Annotated in this window: 22 protein-coding genes; 17 read left to right on the top strand and 5 right to left on the bottom strand. The window is 57.6% G+C overall.

From position 1 onward, the window contains the following. The 4 genes from CLH62_RS20020 to arsC are packed head-to-tail and all read right to left on the bottom strand — an operon-like array spanning nt 1 to nt 3,272. Nucleotides 1-1,818, bottom strand: coding sequence for a type IV pilus assembly ATPase TfpB (locus CLH62_RS20020; protein WP_099619951.1), 1,818 nt, complete (start codon nt 1,816-1,818; stop codon nt 1-3). A 33-nt stretch (nt 1,819-1,851) separates the two neighbouring features. After that, nucleotides 1,852-2,211, bottom strand: a complete 360-nt coding sequence (locus CLH62_RS20015; protein WP_099619950.1) for a DUF2069 domain-containing protein — start codon at nt 2,209-2,211, stop codon at nt 1,852-1,854. Between the two features lie 58 nt (nt 2,212-2,269). After that, entirely contained in the window at nt 2,270-2,875 is a 606-nt protein-coding gene (wrbA, locus tag CLH62_RS20010; protein WP_099619949.1) for an NAD(P)H:quinone oxidoreductase, read from the bottom strand. 43 nt (nt 2,876-2,918) lie between these two features. Next, nucleotides 2,919-3,272, bottom strand: a complete 354-nt coding sequence (gene arsC / locus CLH62_RS20005) for an arsenate reductase (glutaredoxin) (protein WP_099619948.1) — start codon at nt 3,270-3,272, stop codon at nt 2,919-2,921. A 68-nt stretch (nt 3,273-3,340) separates the two neighbouring features. On the opposite strand from arsC, the gene CLH62_RS20000 reads away from it, so the two are divergent. The 17 genes from CLH62_RS20000 to CLH62_RS19920 all read left to right on the top strand — a co-directional run bounded on the left by CLH62_RS20000 (nt 3,341) and on the right by CLH62_RS19920 (nt 22,035). Further along, nucleotides 3,341-3,808 carry a TlpA family protein disulfide reductase gene (locus CLH62_RS20000; RefSeq protein WP_099619947.1) on the top strand — a complete coding sequence of 156 codons (468 nt, stop codon included), beginning with the start codon at nt 3,341-3,343 and terminating at the stop codon, nt 3,806-3,808. A gap of 46 nt (nt 3,809-3,854) precedes the next feature. Continuing rightward, nucleotides 3,855-7,337: a DNA polymerase III subunit alpha gene (dnaE, locus tag CLH62_RS19995; protein ID WP_099619946.1), complete on the top strand. Its 3,483-nt coding sequence runs from the start codon at nt 3,855-3,857 to the stop codon at nt 7,335-7,337. Nucleotides 7,338-7,478: 141 nt separating this feature from the next. Continuing rightward, nucleotides 7,479-8,432, top strand: coding sequence for an acetyl-CoA carboxylase carboxyl transferase subunit alpha (accA, locus tag CLH62_RS19990; protein WP_099619945.1), 954 nt, complete (start codon nt 7,479-7,481; stop codon nt 8,430-8,432). Continuing rightward, the gene (tilS, locus tag CLH62_RS19985; protein ID WP_099619944.1) at nt 8,416-9,771 is read left to right on the top strand and encodes a tRNA lysidine(34) synthetase TilS; all 1,356 of its coding nucleotides are present in this window, start codon (nt 8,416-8,418) and stop codon (nt 9,769-9,771) included. The genes accA and tilS overlap by 17 nt, the downstream gene beginning before the upstream one ends. A gap of 87 nt (nt 9,772-9,858) precedes the next feature. Beyond that, nucleotides 9,859-11,487 (top strand): CTP synthase, encoded by a 1,629-nt coding sequence (locus tag CLH62_RS19980; RefSeq protein WP_099619943.1) that lies wholly within the window; start codon nt 9,859-9,861, stop codon nt 11,485-11,487. A gap of 2 nt (nt 11,488-11,489) precedes the next feature. Beyond that, complete coding sequence (kdsA, locus tag CLH62_RS19975; RefSeq protein ID WP_099619942.1) at nt 11,490-12,335, top strand: 3-deoxy-8-phosphooctulonate synthase; 846 nt, start codon at nt 11,490-11,492, stop codon at nt 12,333-12,335. Nucleotides 12,336-12,515: 180 nt separating this feature from the next. After that, nucleotides 12,516-13,811 carry a phosphopyruvate hydratase gene (gene eno / locus CLH62_RS19970; protein WP_099619941.1) on the top strand — a complete coding sequence of 432 codons (1,296 nt, stop codon included), beginning with the start codon at nt 12,516-12,518 and terminating at the stop codon, nt 13,809-13,811. A gap of 205 nt (nt 13,812-14,016) precedes the next feature. Next, nucleotides 14,017-14,289: a septum formation initiator family protein gene (locus CLH62_RS19965; protein ID WP_099619940.1), complete on the top strand. Its 273-nt coding sequence runs from the start codon at nt 14,017-14,019 to the stop codon at nt 14,287-14,289. A 6-nt stretch (nt 14,290-14,295) separates the two neighbouring features. Beyond that, entirely contained in the window at nt 14,296-14,997 is a 702-nt protein-coding gene (ispD, locus tag CLH62_RS19960; RefSeq protein WP_099619939.1) for a 2-C-methyl-D-erythritol 4-phosphate cytidylyltransferase, read from the top strand. A gap of 25 nt (nt 14,998-15,022) precedes the next feature. Then, nucleotides 15,023-15,502: a 2-C-methyl-D-erythritol 2,4-cyclodiphosphate synthase gene (gene ispF, locus CLH62_RS19955; RefSeq protein ID WP_099619938.1), complete on the top strand. Its 480-nt coding sequence runs from the start codon at nt 15,023-15,025 to the stop codon at nt 15,500-15,502. Continuing rightward, nucleotides 15,499-16,548, top strand: coding sequence for a tRNA pseudouridine(13) synthase TruD (gene truD / locus CLH62_RS19950; protein WP_099619937.1), 1,050 nt, complete (start codon nt 15,499-15,501; stop codon nt 16,546-16,548). The genes ispF and truD overlap by 4 nt, the downstream gene beginning before the upstream one ends. A gap of 11 nt (nt 16,549-16,559) precedes the next feature. Next, a complete protein-coding gene (surE, locus tag CLH62_RS19945; protein WP_099619936.1) occupies nt 16,560-17,318 on the top strand; it encodes a 5'/3'-nucleotidase SurE in 759 nt (252 codons plus the stop codon). Then, a complete protein-coding gene (locus CLH62_RS19940) occupies nt 17,315-17,971 on the top strand; it encodes a protein-L-isoaspartate(D-aspartate) O-methyltransferase (RefSeq protein WP_099619935.1) in 657 nt (218 codons plus the stop codon). The genes surE and CLH62_RS19940 overlap by 4 nt, the downstream gene beginning before the upstream one ends. 2 nt (nt 17,972-17,973) lie before the next feature. After that, nucleotides 17,974-18,957: a polyprenyl-phosphate transporter gene (locus tag CLH62_RS19935; RefSeq protein ID WP_099619934.1), complete on the top strand. Its 984-nt coding sequence runs from the start codon at nt 17,974-17,976 to the stop codon at nt 18,955-18,957. A gap of 285 nt (nt 18,958-19,242) precedes the next feature. Continuing rightward, on the top strand, nt 19,243-20,058 hold the full coding sequence (locus tag CLH62_RS19930) for a peptidoglycan DD-metalloendopeptidase family protein (RefSeq protein WP_228152911.1): 816 nt from the start codon (nt 19,243-19,245) through the stop codon (nt 20,056-20,058). 199 nt (nt 20,059-20,257) lie between these two features. Then, nucleotides 20,258-21,253: an RNA polymerase sigma factor RpoS gene (rpoS, locus tag CLH62_RS19925; RefSeq protein ID WP_099619933.1), complete on the top strand. Its 996-nt coding sequence runs from the start codon at nt 20,258-20,260 to the stop codon at nt 21,251-21,253. 206 nt (nt 21,254-21,459) lie between these two features. Further along, nucleotides 21,460-22,035, top strand: coding sequence for a chalcone isomerase family protein (locus CLH62_RS19920; RefSeq protein WP_099619932.1), 576 nt, complete (start codon nt 21,460-21,462; stop codon nt 22,033-22,035). 83 nt (nt 22,036-22,118) lie between these two features. Here CLH62_RS19920 and nth read toward each other — a convergent pair whose 3' ends face one another. After that, on the bottom strand, nt 22,119-22,757 hold the full coding sequence (nth, locus tag CLH62_RS19915; RefSeq protein ID WP_099619931.1) for an endonuclease III: 639 nt from the start codon (nt 22,755-22,757) through the stop codon (nt 22,119-22,121). Between the last annotated feature and the right edge of the window lie 9 nt (nt 22,758-22,766).

Raw genomic sequence — 22,766 nt, 5'->3', positions numbered from 1 at the left:
TCAGCGCTGGCTTTCCGGCGTTACCCGCAGGATTTCTTCGACAGTGGTCTGGCCGGCTGCCACCTTCTGGGCGCCACTCAGGCGCAGCGATTTCATGCCTTCCTTATAGGCGTCCAGCCGGAGCTGTTCCAGCTCACAGTGATCGGTGATCTGCCGGAGCAATGGCCCAGAAAGGGTCATGATCTCATAAACTCCGGCACGGCCCAGATAACCGGTGTTGCGGCATTCCAGGCAGCCCACAGGCTGATAGAACTGCTTCGGAACTGGCGCCTTCCAGGGTCGGGTCAGAGTTTGCCACGCCTGTTCATCGGCGGGGCCGGGCGCCTTGCAGTGGGGGCACAGGGTTCGGGCAAGGCGTTGCGCCATCACGCCCAGCACCGTGGCCCGGATCAGATACGGGGGAATGCCCAGTTCCATCATCCGGGTAATCGCGCTCGGCGCGTCGTTGGTGTGCAGGGTGGAGAGCACCAGGTGGCCGGTGAGCGCCGCCTGCACCGCCATTTCAGCGGTCTGCAGATCGCGGATCTCGCCGATCATGATGATATCAGGATCCTGCCGAAGCAGCGCCCGCACACCGGCGGCGAAGGTCAGATCGATGTTGGTCTGAACCTGCATCTGGTTGAACGCCGGTTCCACCATTTCGATGGGGTCTTCGATGGTGCAGACATTCAGTTCGGGGGAAGCGATCTGCTTCAGGGTTGAATACAGGGTCGTGGTTTTGCCGGAGCCGGTGGGCCCGGTCACCAGAACAATGCCGTGGGGCCGGGCCGTAATTTCCTGCCACCGCTGGCGGTCCTCTCTGCCGAAACCAAGCTGCTCGTAGGATTTAAGCAGCACGTCCGGATCAAAGATCCGCATGACCATCTTCTCGCCGAACGCGGTCGGCATGGTGGCCAGGCGAAGCTCCACCTCGCTGTTATCGGGTTTGCGGGTCTTGATGCGACCGTCCTGAGGGCGGCGTTTCTCGGCCACATTCAGGCGGCCGAGAATCTTCAGGCGGCTGGTGACTGCCACGCCGACGTGTTCCGGAAATTCGTAAACGTTGTGAAGCACGCCGTCGATCCGGAAGCGAACCTGAGTGACGGAACGCCGGGGTTCAATATGAATGTCTGAAGCCCGCTGGTCGAAGGCGTATTGCAGCAGCCAGTCAACAATCTTGACCACATGCTGATCGTTGGCATCCGGGTGTTCGCTGGCGCCCAGATCGAGTAACTGCTCGAAATTCTGGTTGCCGGCAACTCCCGGAGGCTGGCCACCACTGGCCTTGCTGACGGAGTTGGCAAGCTGATAGAACTCAACCGTGTAACGGCGGATATCCTCAGGGTTGGCCACCACGCGCCGGATGTCCTTGCGAACGGCCTGCTGCAGGTTCTGCAGCCAGTCACTCTTGAAAGGCTCTGCGCTGGCAACCAGTACTTCCTCGGCCCCAATCTCCACCGCCAGGATGCCGTGGCGCTGGGCAAAGGCATAGGACATCACCCGGGCAATGGCCGGAGTATCAATCTTCAGCGGATCAATGTGGTAATAGGGCTGCCCGGCCCAATCGGCCAGCCAATGGGTTAGCCGATCCAGATCGAGGGTACGACCGCTTTTCTCACTGGTCAGGCTGGCAATGGCCGCCAGTTCGAGCGGATGGCGTTGTCCGGCCTGCCCGTTGCCGGTTGCAGTGCCAAGGTTTGCCGATAGTATCCGCTCAGCGTCTTTCTGGCTGACTTCACCGCTGGTCACCAGAGCGGTACAAACATCTCTCAGGGTCAGGGCGCTTCGGGACGGCGCGGGTGGCCGCTGCACGGTTCCGGAGGTGTCTGTGTCAGCCATAATCGCTCAGTTCCAGGTATCGATAAGTGTGTTTCAGTTCGCCACCGGCCGGTTCACTTTAAGGTGAATCATGGCAACAGTGAACAGCAGGAAGGTCAGAATCGTCAGAATGACCGGCCCGGGAGCGCCTTCGCTGAGCCAGGCTGAGACGACCGCCTGGGTAAAATAAAAGATCACCACGAACGACATCCAGATATAGCCCCGGTTGTTGGCCCGGAATACCGGTATGGCGAAGGCAAGCAGCGGAACCAGCTTCACCGACAGCATCAATGGAATCGACACGCCCTCAACCGGCGCCGGATAGAAGGTGGTAATCAATAACGTGGCCAGCACGCCGATGTATAGAGCCATGGTAGCCCGGGCAGTGTAACGGGCCTTGGGGTTGTTCAGCATAGTGTATTTCCGGCAAAAAGAAGTGGTTGAGACGTTACGTTCCAGACCAAAGCCTGTATCAGTCTTTGAGTTTCAGGGCAAACTTGGCAAGTCGCTCGCCAAACGCCTGGCACAGGGCTTTCTCGTGAGTACTGAGCGGTTGTTGTTCGCCGGTGCCGGACCAGTGGGTCGGACCGTAGGGCGTGCCGCCTGACTCCGTTTCATTCAGGCTTTTCTCCGAGTAGGGCAGGCCGCAAATAACCATTCCGTGGTGGAGTAGCGGCACCATCATTGTCATCAATGTGGCTTCCTGGCCACCGTGAAGGCTGCCAGTGGAAGTGAACGCACCGGCGGGTTTGCCTTCAAGGGCGCCACTGAGCCAGAGATCCCCGGTGGTGTCCAGGAAATGCTTAAGAGGCGCTGCCATATTTCCGAAGCGGGTCGGACTGCCGATGGCCAGCCCGGCGCAATGGGCGAGATCGGATTTGCTGGCGTAGGGTGCGCCGGAATCCGGCACCGGTGGCAGCGAGGCGTTGGTGTCCGGAGAAACCGTCGGTACCGATCGCAGCCTGGCTTCGATTCCGCTTACCCGCGCGACTCCCCGGCCAATCTGGCTGGCCAGCTCGGCAGTCTGCCCGTTACGGCTGTAAAAAAGTATGAGAATGTACGGCAGTTGCTCGGGCATCGTCAGCGATCCTTTTGGTCCGGCTCTTTGAAAACGGTCTGGCTCAGAGAATGGAAAGTACGTTTTCCGGTGGCCTGCCAAGGGCCGCTTTGCCGTTAGCGAGCACAATCGGCCGCTCGATCAATTTCGGAGTGGCAACCATGGCGGCGATTAACTGTTCACGGCTGAGGTCGGGATTATCGAGGCCCTGTTCCTTATACTCATTTTCCTTGGTGCGCATCAGATCACGGGGCTCCAGATTCAGTGCAGCAAGAATGTCCTCGAGCTGCTGCTCTGTCGGTGGCGTTTCAAGGTAGCGTATAATCTCCGGTTCAATGCCCTGTTCGGTAAGCAGTTCAAGGGCTTGGCGAGATTTTGAGCAGCGAGGGTTGTGGAAAATCCGGGTTGGTTCTGTCATCTTCGTGCCTGATTGTCTGAATGGATACCATGATTTCCGTGGCCGGTAGTCTAACAGGAGGTTTTCCAGTGCAGTACCCTGATTCGTTGCGTGCTCGTGCGCGGCTCGCCGCTGCCGGCCTTTTGCTGATGGTTATGGCCCTGGCGGGTTGCCAGAAAATTGAACTGGAGCGGGCTGGCGGTACAAAACTGAACTGGGACACCTTGCGTGGCCAATGGGTGCTGGTGAACTACTGGGCGGAATGGTGCAAGCCATGCCTGGAAGAAATCCCTGAGTTGAACGAGCTGGACAAGGCGCCTGATATCACTATTCTCGGCGTTAACTTTGATGGCATACGCGGAGAAGCGCTGGTGGAGCTCGGTGATCGGATGGGTATCGGTTTTACCATGCTGGCGGACGACCCGGGCCCCGAGTTTGGCTGGAAGTTACCCGTGGCTCTGCCGGCCACATTCATCGTTAACCCGGACGGCGATCTGGTTGAAGCCCGTTTTGGCCCGCAAACTGAAGAAGACATCCGGGCGCTGATTGGCGGTTGAAGGCCGTTGCCCTAATCGAATTTTACAGCAGGAATAACCTGACGTTATGTCGCAGACTTTTGTACACCTCCGTGTCCATTCCGAGTACTCCATGGTGGATGGCCTGGTACGGGTTAAGCCGCTGATCAACCGTGTTTCTGAGCTGGGTATGCCAGCGGTGGGACTGACTGAACAGTCCAACATGTGCTCGCTGGTGCGCTTTTACAAGGCGGCCATGGGGGCCGGGGTAAAGCCCATTATTGGCGCCGATCTCTGGCTTGAAAACCCGGATGAGCCGGAGAATCCGTTCCGGCTGACACTGCTGGCCCGGGACAACGACGGCTACCTGAATCTGACTGAAATCATCTCTCTCGGTTACACCGAAGGCCAGCGCTTCGGAAAACCGATCATACAGCGCAAATGGCTTGAGGCCCGGCCGAAGGGGCTTATTGCGCTCTCCGGTGGCAAAATGGGGGATGTCGGTAAGGCCCTGCTGGCGGGCAAACCGGAGTTGGCCCGTGAGCGCGCCGGTTACTGGATGGAGCTGTATCCGGAAAGCTATTACCTGGAATTGCAGCGCACCGGGCGCCCCGGGGACGAAGATTGCCTGCACCTGAGTGTTGAGCTGGCCCAGGCATTGCGCCTGCCGGTGGTGGCCACCAACGATGTCCACTTCCTGGATGCGGATGATTTCGAGGCACACGAAGCCCGGGTGTGTATCGGCGAGAGCCGAACCCTGGATGACCCCCGCCGTGATCGGCGCTTCAGCGACCAGCAGTACCTGCGTAGCGCCGAGGATATGATCGAGCTGTTCAGCGATATCCCGGAAGCGATTGAGAACACGGTGGAGATCGCCCGTCGCTGTTCGGTCAAGGTTCGCATGGGTGAATACTTCCTGCCGAACTACCCGATTCCCGACGGGATGACCATGGACGAATACTTCCGCAAGGTATCGGAAGAAGGCCTGGAAGAGCGGCTTGCCAAGACCCTGAGCAAAGATGACCCCGAATACGATGCCAAGCGCGAGGCCTACTACACGCGCCTGAATTTCGAGCTGGACATCATCATCCAGATGGGATTCCCGGGCTACTTCCTGATTGTGATGGACTTTATCAAGTGGGCCAAGAACAACGGCGTGCCCGTTGGTCCGGGGCGGGGCTCCGGTGCCGGTTCCCTGGTCGCCTACGCCCAACTGATTACCGATCTGGACCCACTTGAATACGACCTGCTGTTCGAGCGGTTCCTGAACCCGGAACGGGTCTCCATGCCCGATTTCGACGTCGACTTCTGTATGGAAGGTCGGGACCGGGTGATTGCCTATGTGGCCGAGAAGTACGGCCGAGAGGCCGTCTCCCAGATTATCACCTTCGGCACCATGGCGGCGAAGGCGGTGGTGCGTGACGTTGCCCGGGTGCAGGGCAAGTCCTACGGCCTGGCAGACAAACTTTCCAAGATGATTCCCTTTGAACCGGGGATGACCCTCGAAAAAGCCCTGATTCAAGAGCCCCAGCTCAAGGACTTCCTGGATCAGGACGAAGAGGCCCAGGAAATCTGGGAAATGGCCCTGAAGCTTGAAGGTGTCTGCCGGAACGCCGGTAAGCACGCCGGTGGTGTGGTTATTGCCCCCACCAAGATCACCGATTTCTCGCCGTTGTATTGCGACGACGAGGGCGGAAGCCTGGTCACCCAGTTTGATAAAGGCGACGTTGAAGAGGCCGGTCTCGTCAAGTTCGACTTCCTTGGGCTGCGGACGCTGACGATCATCGACTGGGCGCTGAAGATGATCAATCCGCGCCGGGAAAAGCGGGGATTGCCGGCACTGGATATCAACGAGATTCCGCTGGCGGATGTGCCCTCGTTCGACATGCTGAAAAAAGCGGAAACCACGGCGGTTTTCCAGCTGGAATCCCGGGGCATGAAAGATCTTATCCGTCGCCTCCAGCCAGATTCCCTGGAAGACATGATCGCCCTGGTGGCGCTGTTCCGCCCCGGGCCGCTGCAGTCGGGCATGGTGGATGACTTTATCGACCGGAAGCATGGCCGGCAGCCGATGTCGTTCCCGCACCCGGATTATCAGTACGAGGGCCTGAAACCCGTCCTGGAGCCGACCTACGGGGTCATCCTGTACCAGGAGCAGGTCATGCAGATCGCCCAGGTGATGGCTGGCTACACGCTCGGCAATGCCGACATGCTGCGCCGTGCCATGGGCAAGAAAAAACCGGAGGAAATGGCCAAACAGAAGCAGTTTTTTCTGGACGGCTGTGAACAGAATGGCATCAACAAGACCCTGGCTGAAAACATCTTTGACCTGGTGGAGAAGTTCGCCGGTTACGGTTTCAACAAATCTCACTCGGCCGCCTATGCCCTGGTGTCCTACCAGACCCTGTGGCTGAAGGCCCATTACCCGGCGGAGTTCATGGCTGCGGTACTCACTGCGGATATGCAGAATACCGACAAGGTGGTCACCCTGGTCGAAGAATGCCGGAACATGAAGCTGGATCTTCTGGTGCCGGATGTCAGCCGCTCGGAATATACCTTCACGGTTAACGATGAGGGCCAGATCGTCTATGGTCTGGGTGCCATCAAGGGGTTGGGTGAGGGGCCGATCCAGAGCATTGTGGAAGGGCGCGGAGATGGCGAGCCGTACCAGGATATTTTTGATTTCTGTCGGCGGGTAGACCTGAAAAAAGTCAATAAGCGGGCCATGGAGGCCCTGATCCGTTGCGGCGCCATGGACAAACTCGGCGCTGGCCGGGCCCAGCTGATGGCAAGCATCGAAAAGGCCGTGCAACAGGCTGGCCAGCAATCCCGCAACGAATCCGTCGGTATGACCGATATGTTCGGTGAAATGCTGGAAGCGGGCGAGGGTGGCGATCCCTATGAGGATGTTGCCGGCGTAAGGGAATGGCCCGAAAAGCAGCGGCTCAAGGGGGAGAAGGATACCCTTGGCCTTTACCTGACCGGTCATCCGTTTGATGAATATGAGAAAGAGGTACGGCGATTCGTAAGATCCTCCATTGCTGACCTGAAGCCCAACAAATCGCCTCAGCGCGTTGCAGGGCTCGTAGTCGCCCAGCGCACCATGAAAACCCGCACCGGTTCCACCATGTGTTTTATTACACTGGATGACCGGAGTGCCCGGATAGAGGCTACCCTTTTCTCGGAAGCGTTTTTTGAGAATCGGGAACTGCTGCAATCCGATCAGGTGATTGTTGTTGAGGGGCAGGTAAGCCACGATGACTACTCGGGTCAGATGAAGATGCGGGTGAGTTCGGTAATGGATGTGGCTACAGCGCGCCAGCAGTTCAGTCGCGGACTGAAACTGAACCTCCATGCCGACCAGTTGCAGAACGGTTTGCTCGAGAAACTCGATAGCACCTTGCGGCCCTTCCGCTGCGACGGCAGCCCGGTGTGGATCGAATACAGTAGCCCTGATGCTTCAACCCGGATTGAGCTGGGTGAATCCTGGCGGGTTCAGCCTGACGATAACCTGTTGCTGGAACTCCGGTACCTCGTAGGCGACCAGTCGGTAGAACTGGTCTATGATTGAGTAAGCCCGAAAATTAAAACTATGTCAGATTGCGGACTCATACCAAGGTCCGCTTTAGCCCTTGGCCGGGCGCTGCTATCTTTGTTTCAAATTCTGGTTTGGCGGAGCGTTGTCCCGCCTGGCAAAAAATGACGGAACATCATGAACCCTAATTATCTGGATTTCGAACAGCCAATTGCCGACCTGGAAGCCAAGATTGAAGAGCTTCGCATGGTCGGCAACGACACCGACATCAACATCTCCGACGAAATTACCCGGCTGAAGAAAAAAAGCGTCAGCCTGACGGAGAGTATTTTCTCCGACCTTCAGCCCTGGGACGTCTCCCGTCTGGCCAGGCATCCGCGCAGGCCATACACCCTCGATTACATCGAATCGATGTTCGAGGATTTTGACGAGCTGCACGGTGACCGCCGTTATGCCGATGACCTGGCCATTGTGGGCGGTACCGCCCGGCTGGATGACAAGCCGGTGATGGTCATCGGCCACCAGAAGGGCCGGGAAGTCCGTGACAAGGTCAAGCGTAACTTCGGCATGCCCCGCCCCGAGGGTTATCGTAAGGCCTTGCGGTTGATGGAAATGGCCGAGCGGTTCAGGATGCCGATCCTGACCTTTATCGATACGCCGGGGGCCTACCCGGGCATCGGTGCTGAGGAGCGGGGCCAGAGCGAGGCCATTGCGTTCAACCTGGCGGTGATGTCGCGCCTGAAAACGCCCATTATTTCAACGGTGATTGGTGAGGGCGGTTCCGGTGGTGCACTGGCCATCGGCGTTTGTGATCAGCTGAACATGCTCCAGTATTCCACCTACGCGGTTATTTCTCCGGAAGGTTGCGCCTCGATTCTCTGGAAGAGTGCCGAGTATGCAGCCCAGGCCGCAGAGGCCATGGGTGTCACCGCCGACCGCCTGAAACACCTTGGGCTGGCGGACAACGTTATCACCGAACCCCTGGGCGGCGCGCATCGCAATCCCGAGAAAATGTCAGAGTCTCTCAAGGAAGTTCTTGCAAAAGGTGTCGCTGAACTCAGTCGTCTGCCCCTGGATGAGCTGGTATCCCGCCGCTATGAGCGGCTGACTCGCTATGACACAGGGCGCTGAGCCCGACTCCGGATTCTGCTGGCCGGAGGCCCTGTGTGTCCCGGTCAGAGAACTCTCCGATTTCTCCCGCCTGTGGGTCGCCTTGAGTGGCGGTCTGGACTCGACATTGTTGTTGCATGTTGCAGCCCATTGCCATGGCCCCGCAGGAACCGTCAACGCTGTCCATATCAATCACCAGTTGCAACCGAACGCTTCGAAAACCGAGGCGTTCTGCCGGGCTCTGTGTGCAGATCTGAAGGTGCCGCTGGTCGTCGAGCGGGTGTCCGTCGAGGCCAGTAATGATCACGGAAGTTCCGGTGGCATCGAGGAGGCGGCCCGGAACGCCCGGTACGGGGTGTTGGAAGAACTGATGCGGCCCCGGGACATTCTGTTGATGGCCCATCACGCCGACGATCAGGCAGAAACCGTATTGTTCAGAATGCTCAGGGGAAGTGGCGTGGCCGGGCTGGCGGGTATGCCGGCCAGCCGCGCCTTGGGCGCCGGACGTCTGGTTCGGCCATTACTGCATCTGGAGCGGTCAGAGCTTGAGCGCTGGGCGCAGGTGGCCCGATTATCCTGGGTCAACGACCCCAGCAATACCGACGAGCGCTTCGACCGGAACTTTCTCCGGCACCGGGTGCTGCCGCTCGTGCGGTCCCGCTGGCCGGGGCTGAACCGCAGGCTGTGCCATACCGCCGGCGCCTGCGCCGAGAGCGAAACCCTGAACCGGAAATTGGCCGAGCTACAGTGGCAGTCTCTCGGCGGGGAGCGGGACCGCCTGTCGACAAGCGGTCTGAAGACTCTCTCGTTGGCGGAGCAGAGGAACCTGATTCGCTGGTGGATCCGGGAGCGTGGATTTCAGCCGCCTTCTGTCGGAAACTGGCAGCAGAGCCTGCATGACCTGCTTTTTGCAGGTGAGGACCGGGAGCCGGAATTGCGGGCCGAGGGCTTCAGCCTTCGACGATTTCAGGGGGATCTGTATCTGGTTACGAAGAAAATACCATTACCGCAAACGTCGGTGGTTCTCGAACCCGGTCCGGCCCAACGCTGGGGCGAGTGGTCCCTGAAGCTGGAGCCGGTCGCTATCCCGAAAAGCCCGCCGCCGCCAATACGGATATCTACGAGGCAGGGCGGCGAGCGAGTCCGTTTACATCCTGGCGGTCTGTCCCGATCGCTTAAGAAATGGCTTCAGGAGCTTAGGGTCCCACCCTGGGAGAGAGCCCGTCTGCCGCTGGTTTTTGCGGGCCCGGAGGGCTCTGGGGAGCTCGTCGCCGTTGGCGATTTGTGGTGTTCTGAACAATACTCGGGAGGCGCCCATGCCGCCGGCTGGCGGCTGGTTGTTGAACGGGAATGTGATTGAGTCAGTGGGGCCTTTCTGGTAGTCTGGCGTCCCATCTTGAGATGACAATCTCCCTCCTTCACCGAACCAGACAATCATGGAATCTGCATGACGCGTTATATTTTCGTCACCGGCGGTGTCGTGTCCTCCTTGGGGAAAGGTATCGCATCCGCTTCTCTGGCTGCGATCCTCGAGGCACGCGGCCTGAAGGTCACTATTCTCAAGCTGGACCCGTACATCAACGTGGATCCCGGCACCATGAGCCCGTTTCAGCACGGTGAGGTTTTTGTCACCGAAGATGGCGCGGAGACAGACCTGGACCTGGGCCACTACGAGCGCTTCATCCGCACCCCCATGAGCAAGCGCAATAACTTCACCACCGGCCGTGTCTACGAAGAAGTGATCCGCAAGGAACGCCGCGGTGATTATCTCGGCGGTACCGTCCAGGTGATTCCCCACATCACTGACGAAATCAAGCGTCGGGTTGTGGAAGGCGCGGCCGGTGCGGATGTGGCCCTGATCGAAATCGGTGGCACCGTGGGTGACATCGAATCCTTGCCGTTCCTTGAAGCCTGCCGTCAGTTGAAGGTAGAAGTCGGGCCCCAGCGCGCGATCTTCATGCACCTGACCCTGGTGCCTTACATCGCAACCGCAGGCGAGATCAAGACCAAGCCAACCCAGCACTCCGTCAAGGAAATGCGCTCCATCGGCCTGCAGCCGGATATTCTCCTGTGTCGTTCCGAGCATGAGGTAGACGCAAGCTCCCGCCGCAAGATTGCCCTGTTCACCAACGTGGAAGAGCGGGCGGTTATACCGCTGCAGGACGCCAAGTCCATTTATGCCATTCCGCGCATGCTCTACGAACATGGCCTGGATCAGTTGGTGATTGAACGCTTCAATCTCGACGCCCGCCCGGCGGACCTGAGTGAGTGGGACGAGGTTGTTGAATCCCTGATGAACCCGCAGCACGAAGTGACCATTGCCATGGTAGGCAAATACATGGAGCTTCTGGACGCCTACAAGTCCCTGATCGAATCCCTGCTGCACGCCGGCATCAAGACCCGCACCAAGGTCAATATCAATTACATCGATTCCGAGGATATTGAGCGCGACGGCACCGGCGTGCTGGCAGATGCCGACGCTATCCTCGTGCCCGGCGGTTTCGGTGAGCGCGGTGTGGAAGGCAAGATCCGCACGGTTCAGTATGCCCGAGAGAACAAGGTTCCGTATCTGGGCATCTGTCTGGGTATGCAGGTGGCGGTTATTGAATACGCCCGCAATGTGGCCGGCCTGAAAGACGCCCACAGCACCGAATTCCGCGAGCACACCCCTGAGCCGGTGGTCGGCTTGATCACCGAATGGCTGGATGCTACCGGTGAGCGCGAGGAGCGGACTGAAGAGTCGGATCTTGGCGGCACCATGCGGTTGGGCGCCCAGGACTGTGTGCTGAGCGATGATTCCACCATTGCCAGCTGTTATGGAAAGAAAACAATTCGTGAGCGCCACCGTCATCGTTATGAAGTGAACAACCATTTCCTGTCGAGGCTGGAAGAGGCGGGTCTCAAGATCGCAGGCCGATCTACCGACGGCAGGCTGGTGGAAGTGGTCGAGGCGCCGGATCATCCGTGGTTTGTGGCCTGTCAGTTCCACCCGGAATTCACCTCCACACCCCGCGACGGCCATCCGCTGTTCAAGGGCTTTGTTGAGGCAGCACTGGCCAACAAGAAAGGATCCTGAGTATGGCGCAGAGCACCGTAAACGTTTCGGGAATCGAGGTCGCCAACGACAAGCCGTTTGTGCTGTTCGGCGGTATGAACGTCCTCGAATCTCCGGAACTGGCCATGGAGGTGGCGCAGGCTTATGTTGAGGCCACCGGCAAACTTGGTATCCCCTACGTTTTCAAGGCGTCTTTCGACAAGGCCAACCGTTCTTCCGTGCATTCCTTCCGGGGCCCCGGTCTTGAGAAGGGGCTGCAGATCCTGGCGGACATCAAGAGCAAATTCGGTGTTCCCATTATCTCCGACGTCCACGAGCCGGCACAGGCCGCACCCGCAGCGGAGGTATGTGACATCATCCAGCTGCCTGCCTTCCTGAGCCGGCAGACTGATCTCGTGGTAGCGATGGCCGAAACCGGTGCGGTTATCAACATCAAGAAAGCCCAGTTCCTGGCGCCCCAGGAAATGAAGCACATTATTAAAAAGTGCGAGGAAGCCGGCAACGACAAGGTGATCCTGTGTGAGCGGGGGAGCAGCTTCGGTTACAACAACCTGGTCGTCGATATGCTGGGCTTTGGCATCATGAAAGCCATGAATGTGCCGGTGATGTTTGATGTGACTCATTCGCTGCAAATGCCGGGTGGTCGCGCCGATTCTGCCGGTGGCCGTCGTGCGCAGGTGACAGATCTCGCGCTAGCCGGAATGTCTCAGGGCCTGGCGGGTTTGTTCCTGGAGGCTCACCCCGATCCCGATCAGGCCAAGTGCGATGGTCCCTGTGCCCTTCGCCTCAGTCAGCTGGAGCCTTTCCTGCAGCGGGCAAAGGCGGTGGATGATCTGGTAAAAAGTTTTAAACCTATCGACACCGCCTGACTGGCGGTGTTGGCGTTTTACGCGGACTATGGGAGTGAGCGGGAACGGCCCTGCGAAAATGTAGAGGGCCATGGATGGCCCGAAACAAGCGCACAGGGATGTGCTTGTAGCGGTTTTCGCAGGGCCGTTCCCGCTCGCTCTGACTCCCGAATTTGAACATGAACTTGGAGACAGAGAAGAATGACCAAGATTGCCAACATCAAAGGCCGTGAGGTTCTGGATTCCCGCGGTAACCCAACTGTTGAAGCAGACGTTATCCTCGAAGACGGTACCGTCGGTAGTGCCTGCGCGCCATCCGGTGCCTCCACCGGTTCCCGCGAAGCTCTGGAGCTGCGTGATGGTGACGCCTCCCGTTACCTTGGCAAAGGTGTTCTTAAAGCGGTTGAAACTGTAAACACCAGGATTCGTAATGCGCTTGTGGGTAAAGACGCCGCCGATCAGCGTGGTCTGGACAACGTCATGCTGGAACTGGACGGCACTGAGAACAAGGCCAACCTGGGTGCCAACGCCATTCTGGCAGTTTCCCTGGCAGCAGCGAAAGCGGCGGCGATTTCTCTGGGTAAGCCGTTGTACGAGCACATTGCCGACATCAATGGCACATCCGGTAAGTTTTCCATGCCGGTACCGATGATGAACATCCTGAACGGTGGCGAGCACGCCGATAATAACGTCGATATCCAGGAGTTCATGGTTCAGCCTGTGGCGGCCAAGAGCTTTGCTGAGGCGCTGCGTATCGGTGCCGAGATTTTCCACAGCCTGAAGAAAGTGCTTAAGGCTCAGGGTCTGAATACCGCTGTGGGTGACGAGGGTGGTTTTGCCCCGAATCTGCCGTCTAACGAAGCGGCGCTGGCGGTTATTCAGGAAGCGGTTGAGAAGGCCGGTTATAAGCTGGGTACCGATGTGACTCTGGCTCTGGACTGTGCGTCTTCCGAGTTCTACAAAGACGGCCAGTATCAGCTTTCTGGTGAAGGCAAGAGCTTTGACTCTGAAGGCTTTGCCGATTACCTGGCAGGATTGTGCGAGCGCTACCCGATCGTGTCTATCGAAGATGGCATGGACGAGAGCGACTGGGACGGTTGGAAGGTTCTGACCGATAAACTGGGCAGCAAGATTCAGCTGGTCGGTGATGACCTATTTGTAACCAACACCAAGATCCTGAAGCAGGGTATCGACAAGGGCGTTGGCAATTCCATTCTGATCAAGTTCAACCAGATTGGCAGCCTGAGCGAAACCCTCGATGCCATCAAAATGGCTCAGGATGCCGGCTTTACAGCCGTGATTTCGCATCGTTCCGGTGAGACCGAGGACACCACCATTGCTGATCTGGCGGTGGCGACCTGTGCCGGTCAGATCAAGACCGGCTCCCTGTGCCGTTCAGACCGGGTTGCCAAGTACAACCAGCTGCTACGTATTGAGGAAGCCCTGGACGGTAAGGCTCCGTATCGCGGCCTGAGCGAGATCAAGGGGCAGGGCTGATCGACTGATCTGACCAGTTTTGGCTTGGTGTCAGGCCGGCTGCTAGCGAAAAACTGTTAAGGCCATCGTGTTCTGAGCGAAAGCTTGAGTACGATGGCCTTTTTACACAGGCAGTTAGAAGTATTTGTTGCTAATCTACTCTAAGGTCTATACTCAACGTCCGACGTTGTAAATTTGATTGATTAATTTTTGAACGGAATCGGCAATGAAGTTGCTCTGGGCCCTTATGGTTGTTGTGATTCTCCTGCTTCAGGTGCGCCTGTGGGTTGGAGAGGGCAGCTTTGCGCAGGTTTGGGCTCTTGAGAAGTCCATTGCCGAGCAACGTGAAGAAAATGCCGAGCTGGCGACCCGTAATGAACGTCTTTACGCCGAGGTGCGGAACCTTCGCAACGAGCAGGGCGCTGTCGAAGAGCGCGCCAGAATGAACCTCGGCCTGATAAGGGAAGACGAGACCTTTTTTCTCGTTGTCGAAAACTGATTGTCTATGACTGCACCGAGACTTTGGCTGATTGTTCCTGCCGCCGGCATCGGCCAGCGCATGCAGGCGGATCATCCAAAGCAGTATTTCCGGATCGATCAACGTTTTATTCTGGACATCACTCTTTCCCGCCTGATGGACTCTGCCCCTTTTGCCGGCTGCATGGTGCCACTTCACCCCGCCGATCACTGGTGGCCGGATACGGAAGCCAGCCAGGATAGCCGTATTCAAACCTGTACCGGCGGTTCCGAGAGGGCCTGTTCGGTGTTGTCCGCGCTGCACGCGCTGGCAGAGCAGGTCCGGGATGACGACTGGGTCCTCGTTCATGACGCGGCCAGGCCCTGCATCCATACCAGGGATCTTGCCAACCTGATTGACCGGCTTTACACCCACCCCGTGGGAGGTCTGCTTGCATCGCCGGTCGCAGATACCCTCAAAAAGGCCGACCAGGGAGAACTTCCCGAGGTCTCCGAAACCGTTGACCGGGGTTCACTCTGGCGGGCCTTGACGCCGCAGATGTTCCGGTACCGGTTGTTGGTTGAATCTCTGGAGAGCGCCCTTGAAGCGGGCCTTCCGGTTACTGATGAGTCCTCTGCCATGGAGTTTTCCGGTAACATGCCGGTTCTGGTTGAGGGCCGGCCTGACAACATTAAAATTACGGTACCTGCGGATCTGGCGCTCGCAGGTTTCATCCTGAGCCGGTTCTGATTTCCCGAGCTTCCCGGAGCAAATTATGCGTATTGGTCAGGGCTTTGATGTCCATGCCTTCTGTGAAGGCGACTCTGTCATTATCGGTGGTGTAAACATTCCGCATTCCCAGGGGCTGAAGGCCCACTCCGATGGCGACGTACTGCTGCACGCACTGTCTGATGCACTTCTGGGTGCAGTGGCCCTTGGCGATATTGGCCATTTTTTTCCGGACACCAGTGACGAATGGGCGGGGGCAGACAGTCGTGATTTGCTGCGCCGGGTGATGGTCCGTGTGCGTGATGAGGGGTTCAGTGTGGTTAACGTCGATACCACGGTAATCGCCCAGGCACCGAAAATGGCACCTCATATCGATGCTATCCGGCTGAACATTGCTGAGGATCTGGGTGTTCCCGCCAGCCGTGTCAGCGTCAAGGCAACAACAACGGAAAAACTTGGTTTCACCGGCCGTGGTGAGGGCATTGCCTGTCAAGCCATTTGCCTGCTTGAAGCGGTGGATTCGTGAGCCACTGGAGGCTCGACTGGCCAACCTCAGGTGGCGCGCGTGTGGCGCATGCCCAACTCAAGTCGGCACCCGGGGATTTCTTCGTGGACGAGTTTTTGGAGTTGGCCGAACCGCTGACCGCTTCGGAGTCAACGGAGGTCACGGGCAGCGGCGAGCACCTCTGCCTGAGGCTGGAGAAAGTTGGCGACAATACCGAGTTTGTCGCCCGTGAATTGTCGCGCCTGGCTAACTGCCGTAGCTTTGACGTGGGTTTTTGTGGCCTCAAGGATCGTCATGCGGTCACCCGTCAGTGGTTCAGCCTCTATCGCCCGGGCCGTGAGGCTGAGGATGCGGATCTCATTCACGAGGTGTCCTCTCGCTGGCCGGTTGTATCCGCCTTTCGGGACGCACGGAAATTGCGTCGCGGTGACCACCGGGGTAACCGTTTCGTGATTACCCTGAGGGATGTTTCCGGGGACAGGCAGGCTATCGATGACGCCCTGCGGCGGCTGGCCACGCTCGGCGCTCCCAACTATTTTGGTCCCCAGCGCTTTGGCAGAGATGGCGCCAACCTGGAGCGGGCTCTCCATATCGATCCGTCAGCGTTGAACCGGCGTAGCCGATCGGGTGGAAAAGGTCGCGGAAGTAAAAAGCGCGCTGGAAGCGAGGGCGCTAAAAACGTATTGTATTTTTCGGCGGCGCGCTCTTGGCTGTTCAATGAGGTGCTTGCCGCCCGCGTCCAGGATGGCAGCTGGGCTGAGGCTTCGGCAACCGGGCCCCTGTGGGGCGACGGCGGTACCACGGCCACCGGCCTGCTGGAAACCCTGGAGCGGGATATAGTGGCGCAGACGCCCGGGCTGGCGGATCTGTTCTCGGTTACCCGTATGAAACCCGAGCGCAGGCCCCTTGCGGCAAGGCCGGAAGATCTTGCTTGGCGCTGGCAGGGTGACGACTGTCTGGAGTTGGCGTTCTTCCTTTCGCCCGGGCAATACGCCACGACGATTCTGAACGATATTTTCGAGCTTGAGGACATGAGCCTCGGCCGACATAACGAACAACAAGGCTAGCGGAGAACACTGTGCGTATTCTGTTGTCGAATGATGACGGCGTTCATTCACCGGGGCTGATTGCCCTCTACGAGGGATTGAAGGGGCTTGGTGAGCTTGAGGTAGTGGCGCCTGACCGCGATCACAGCGGTGCCAGTAACGCGTTGACCCTGAATCGCCCCCTGACCGTGGAAGAACATCCGAACGGATTTCGTTCCGTCGATGGAACGCCGACGGACTGTGTCCACCTGGCAGTAAACGGCCTGTTCCGGCAACCGTTTGACCGAGTGGTTTCAGGTATCAATACCCACGCCAACCTTGGCGATGACATTATTTATTCCGGTACCGTTGCTGCGGCCACCGAAGGGCGCCATCTCGGGCTGCCCGCCATTGCCGTTTCGCTGGTTAACGACGGCCATTTTCATTACCAGACGGCGGCCAGGGTTGTCCGGATGCTCCTTGAGAGCGAGCGCCCCCTGGTTCTTGGGCCGCGCTCCATCCTCAATGTAAATGTCCCGGATGTGCCTTGGGAGCAGCTGGCCGGTATCCGTGTCACCAGGCTTGGTCATCGTGAACGGGCCGAAGGTGCGGTTCCGATGACCTGCCCCCGGGGCAAGGAGCGGTACTGGATCGGCGCCGCCGGGGTGGGTGGTGATGCTGGCCCTGGAACAGATTTCCACGCCGTTCGCGAAGGTTACGTGTCGGTAACGCCCGTTCACATTGACATGACCCGTCATGAGGCACTGGTTCCGCTCAGGGAGTGGGTGGATGCGCTGGAGGGCCGTGGATGACCGCTCAGATCGAAGGCATCGGGATGACCTCCCGTCGCACCCGGATGCGCCTGGTTCAGCGCCTTAGGGAAGCCGGCATTGAATCAGACCGAGTACTCGAGATTATGGGGGAGGTGCCCCGGCACATTTTCCTGGATGAAGCCCTTTCCCATCGGGCTTACGAAGATACGTCGCTGCCAATTGGCTACGGGCAGACCCTTTCCCAGCCTTACATTGTGGCTCGAATGACAGAACTGATGCTGGCCCACGGCCCATCAAGGGTTTTGGAGCTTGGCACCGGGTCCGGCTACCAGACCTCTGTGCTCTCGCGCCTGTTCTCTGAAATCTACAGTGTGGAGCGTATCAAACCGCTTCAGGACCGTGCCCGGGAACGTTTGCGACAGCTGAAGGCCAGAAATGTATTTCTCAAACATGCCGATGGCGGCATGGGCTGGCCCGAGCGTGGCCCGTTCGAGGGCATAATCGTGACTGCCGCACCGATTGAGATACCTGGTGAGTTACTTGCCCAACTGGCAGACGGAGGAGTTCTGATTGCCCCGGTCGGGGAGGAACGTCAGGTGCTGGTGGAAGTAATCCGTCGAGGCGACCGTTTTGACCACAAGGAGCTAGAGCCTGTCCGGTTTGTTCCTCTGCTCGGAGGGGTTGTCCGATAGTTATGGATAGTCCCGTATCCAGCAATGCCGGCCCCGAGTCGTCCCGAAGCCATCATCCAGCGGCGGTCTTTCTTCGTGGTATCGCCATGGGCGCGGCCGATATTGTGCCAGGCGTGTCCGGCGGCACCATCGCATTTATTACCGGCATCTACTTCCGGTTGCTGGAAGCCATCAATGCTGCGCCCGTTGCAGTTTTCCGGCACCTGTTTCGGGGCAATTTCAGGGCGTTCTGGCACGCCTGCGACGGCACCTTTCTGGTATGCCTGCTGGCGGGCATTCTCATCAGTATTGCGACCCTGGCTTCTGCAATCAGTTATGTATTGGTGGAATACCCCATCCTCATCTGGAGCTTTTTCTTTGGCCTGATCGTTGCCTCGGTGTGGCATGTGGGCCGCCAGGTGCGACACTACAAAGTGGCGCTTCTGGTTCCGCTGTTGGCCGGTATTGTGGTTGCCTGGTGGATTACCACCCTGTCTGCGGGGCAGGTTTCACCGTCTGGCCTGGCGTTCTTCGGTGCCGGGGCACTTGCCATCTGTGCCATGATTCTTCCCGGCATTTCCGGCAGCTTTATTCTGGTGATTATCGGGATGTATTCGCCTGTGCTGGCGGCTATCAAGTCTCTGGATCTGGGTATTTTGCTGATCTTCATGGCGGGCTGTGCAGTCGGTCTGTTATCGATTGCGCGCCTGATCACCTGGGCGTTTCACCACTTTCATGATCTGGTGCTGGCTTTGCTGACAGGATTCATGATCGGCGCCCTCAATAAAGTCTGGCCCTGGAAAGAAACTCTCAGCTGGCGCACCAACAGTGCCGGTGAACAAGTTCCCCTTAATGAGGCGAGCATCTGGCCCTGGACATTCGCCGAACAGGCCGGGCAAGATCCTCAGATAGTATTGGCAGTGTTGATGGCACTGGCCGGATTCGGGCTTGTTTTGCTGGTTGAATGGATCGGCTTTCGCAGCCGGAACGTTGCTCAGGCAGGGTAGCGGTGGGGCAAAACTGTGCGAAAGTGTTACCTAATGCACAAAACAGGTGTTTCGACAGGTAACAGGGATGGCTGGTTAGTAACTTGGTTTCCATCGGGAAATATGCAATATATTAGCAAGTTACTATTAAAACTTTAGGATTTGCTTCTACAGGCTGGGTGGTTTATACGGATTTTTCATAACTGGATCATTTTTATTCCTGTGAGATTTTTGCGTGGGTTACTCAATGCCGGTCTTCAGGCGTTGCCGCGGCTCCCTTCCGGTGCCTGTGAACCTTCTCGCCCTTTGAAAGAAAAACCACTGGCGGCCGCTGCCCTGTTTCCACTGATTGCATTGCTGCTGCTTTCCGGTTGTAACACCTCGGCCCTTTACCAGGATGATCTCTACAACCCTCCGGTCTATTGGGGCCGTCACGTGGTCCAACCGGGTGAGACCCTATACAGCATCGCCTGGCGGTATGGACGGGATTATCGTGAACTTGGCAGTGCCAACGGCATACGCCCTCCCTGGAACCTGAAAGCGGGGCAGGTGCTTCGCCTTGATCTTCGCGGAACTGTAACTTCTGGCAGTCAGACTGGTTCTGCAAGCAGGCCTGCGGCATCAGCATCCAAAACTCAAGGCCGGGTTTCAACGCCGAGACAGACAACGGCTACCGCTCCGAAACCGTTGGTCACCAGGGCGCCTCGCGAGGATGCGCCGCTGGGATCCCAGACCCAGACTGTCGCCCGCATTGAATGGCGCTGGCCGCATGTTGGCACCGTAATTGCTGGATATTCAACATCCGGAAAAGTCAATAAAGGTATTGATATCGCAGGGCAAGCCGGGGATGCTGTAAGAGCCGCAGCCACGGGAAATGTGGTTTACGCCGGCAACGGGTTGCTCGGATACGGCAACCTGATTATCGTGAATCACAACGAGCACTATTTAAGTGCTTACGCTCACAACCGGAAGATTCTGGTGCAGGAAGGGGAGGATGTGAAAGCCGGGCAGGTGATTGCAGAGCTCGGTAGCAGTGGTGCTGAACGACCCGTATTGCATTTTGAGATCCGAAAAAATGGCAACCCGGTTGATCCAGCCCATTATCTGCCACCGCGCCAGTGAATCGAGCAGATAGCAGGCTGCCTGATCACATACCCCGGCACTGACAAACAAACCGCGTTCGCAAAAAAACAAAAAGGGTAAAGGCCGTAACAGGCCGACCAACATAATGTCCTGAAGAAAAACATGAAGACGAAGACGTCCGCAATAACAAGAAGTATCGGGCGAACATCCAGGATTATTGAGAGGCGGGGCAAGACAAATGTCAGCAGAGCAAGAAGACATCATCATGGATCGTGTGTCAGATATTGATGACTCAGAAGATCAGCTGTTAGCCGAAGAAAAAGTCGACAAGGAGGTAACCGAAGAGGTTGCGGAGGTCGAAGAGGATTTTCCTACCAAGGGGCGTTATTTCACCAGCCAGAAGCAGCTGGATGCCACTCAGCTTTATCTCAACGAAATCGGTTTTTCACCACTCCTGACTCCTGAAGAAGAAGTCTATTTTGCCCGCCTGGCGCGCAAGGGAGAGGAATCCGGCCGCAAGCGGATGATTGAAAGTAATCTGCGGCTGGTGGTCAAGATTGCCCGCCGTTACGTGAACCGCGGCCTGACCCTGCTGGACCTGATTGAAGAAGGCAACCTGGGCTTGATCCGGGCCGTTGAAAAGTTCGATCCGGAGCGTGGGTTCCGCTTTTCTACTTACGCAACCTGGTGGATTCGTCAGACTATTGAGCGGGCCATCATGAACCAGACCCGCACCATTCGTCTGCCGATTCATGTTGTTAAGGAACTGAACCTCTACCTGCGGGCAGCCCGGGAGCTGACCCAGAAACTGGACCATGAGCCATCGGCGGAAGAAATCGCGAAGATGGTGGACAAACCGGTTGCTGACGTGAAACGAATGCTGGGTCTCAACGAGCGCGTGGCGTCAATGGATACGCCTATTGGCAGCGGAGGCGAGAAATCTCTGCTGGACACAGTGGCGGACGAGGGCGCGTCTGATCCGGCCGATCTCCTGCAGGACAACAACATGTGTTCCTGCCTGGAAAAATGGATTGATCAGCTTAGCGACAAACAGCAGGAAGTGCTTTCCCGCCGGTTTGGTCTGCGAGGCTACCCGGTGAGCACACTGGAAGAAGTCGGGCAGGAAATAGGGCTGACCCGAGAGCGTGTTCGCCAGATTCAGGTTGAGGCGCTCCGCCGTCTCCGGGAAATCCTGGAGAAGGAAGGTCTGTCCGGGAACCTCCTGTTCAAATAGTTCCTTTTTGAGTGTTCGATTGCAAAAAGCCGGTCCGGGTAAGCCTGACCGGCTTTTGTGTTTCAGGATCGCTGCAAATGAGAACCAGGTTGCGCCTTCCCAGCCAGTCTCGTTGATAGAATGCCGGGACCGGGCGGGGATAAGGGTGTCGAAACCCGGTGCACGAATGAAACACGTCAATAATAACGATCGAAAAGGAAAGGACTATGAAGAAGGCTCTTGCAACTGGCTTTGCCTCCCTAATGATGACAGCCGTGCTGTCCGCACCGGCCTCTGCACTGACCGTTGAAGGTGTTGATGTCCCGGACACCTACTCGGCGATGGATACCGAACTGAAGCTGAACGGTGCAGGCACCCGTTCCAAGTGGTTCATGGATCTGTATGTGGGGGGCCTTTACGTACCGGAGACCATTAACGACGGTCAGGCGGTTATCAATGCGGATGAGCCACAGGCCATCACTTTGCACATAATCTCTGGCATGATCACCAGCGACCGCATGACAGAGGCAACGCTGGAAGGGTTTGAAGCATCAACCGACGGAGATATGTCCGCCATCCAGGGCAATGTTGATCGCTTCATGGCGGTGTTCGAGGAAGAGATCACCGAGGGTGATGTGTTCGATCTGGTTTACTTGCCGGGCGAAGGCGTAAAGGTCCTCAAGAACGGTGAGCACAAGGACACTGTGGGTGGCCTCGCTTTCAAAAAAGCCCTGTTCGGAATCTGGCTCTCGGATAAGCCCGCCCAGAAGGATCTGAAGGAGAAGATGCTGGGGCTGCGTTAAGGTATTATCGCATCCCCCACAGGTAAGACAAAGCCGGCTCTGTGCCGGCTTTTTTGCGTCTGCTGGCGAATTTCAGCGCTGGTTTAAAGGTAGTCGCGTTTCTGCCTGAACTCGCAGAGGTCTTCGATGATGCAGGCCCCGCATCTGGGCTTCCGGGCGGTACAGGTATAACGCCCATGAAGAATCAGCCAGTGATGGGCGTCCAGCAGAAACTCCTTCGGCACCAGCCGCATCAACCGTTGCTCCACTTCCAGAACGTTCTTACCCGGCGCGATGCCGGTACGGTTCGAGACCCGGAAGATATGGGTGTCCACGGCCATTGCCATGTGACCAAAGGCCGTATTCAGAACCACATTCGCTGTTTTTCGGCCAACCCCTGGCAGAGCCTCCAGATCTTCCCGGCTTTCAGGCACCTGGCTACCGTGCTTCTCAATCAGAATGCGACAGGTCTTGATGACGTTTTCGGCCTTGCTGTTAAAAAGACCAATCGTTTTTATGTACTCCTTGAGGCCGTCAACGCCCAGGGCCAGTATCGCCTCTGGTGTGTTGGCCACTGGGAACAGTCTATCGGTGGCCTTGTTCACGCCAACGTCAGTTGCCTGGGCAGACAAAATGACTGCAATCAGTAACTCGAACGGGCTTGAGTAGTTCAGCTCGGTGGTCGGGTTCGGGTTGGCGTCCCGCAGCCGGGTAAAGATCTCAATGCGTTTCTGTTTGTTCATCAGAGCTCA

The sequence above is a fragment of the Marinobacter guineae genome, from assembly GCF_002744735.1.
Taxonomy (GTDB): Bacteria; Pseudomonadota; Gammaproteobacteria; order Pseudomonadales; family Oleiphilaceae; genus Marinobacter; species Marinobacter guineae.
The sequence above is the reverse complement of the archived record's forward strand: the minus strand, read 5'-3'. Positions and strand labels throughout refer to the sequence as shown.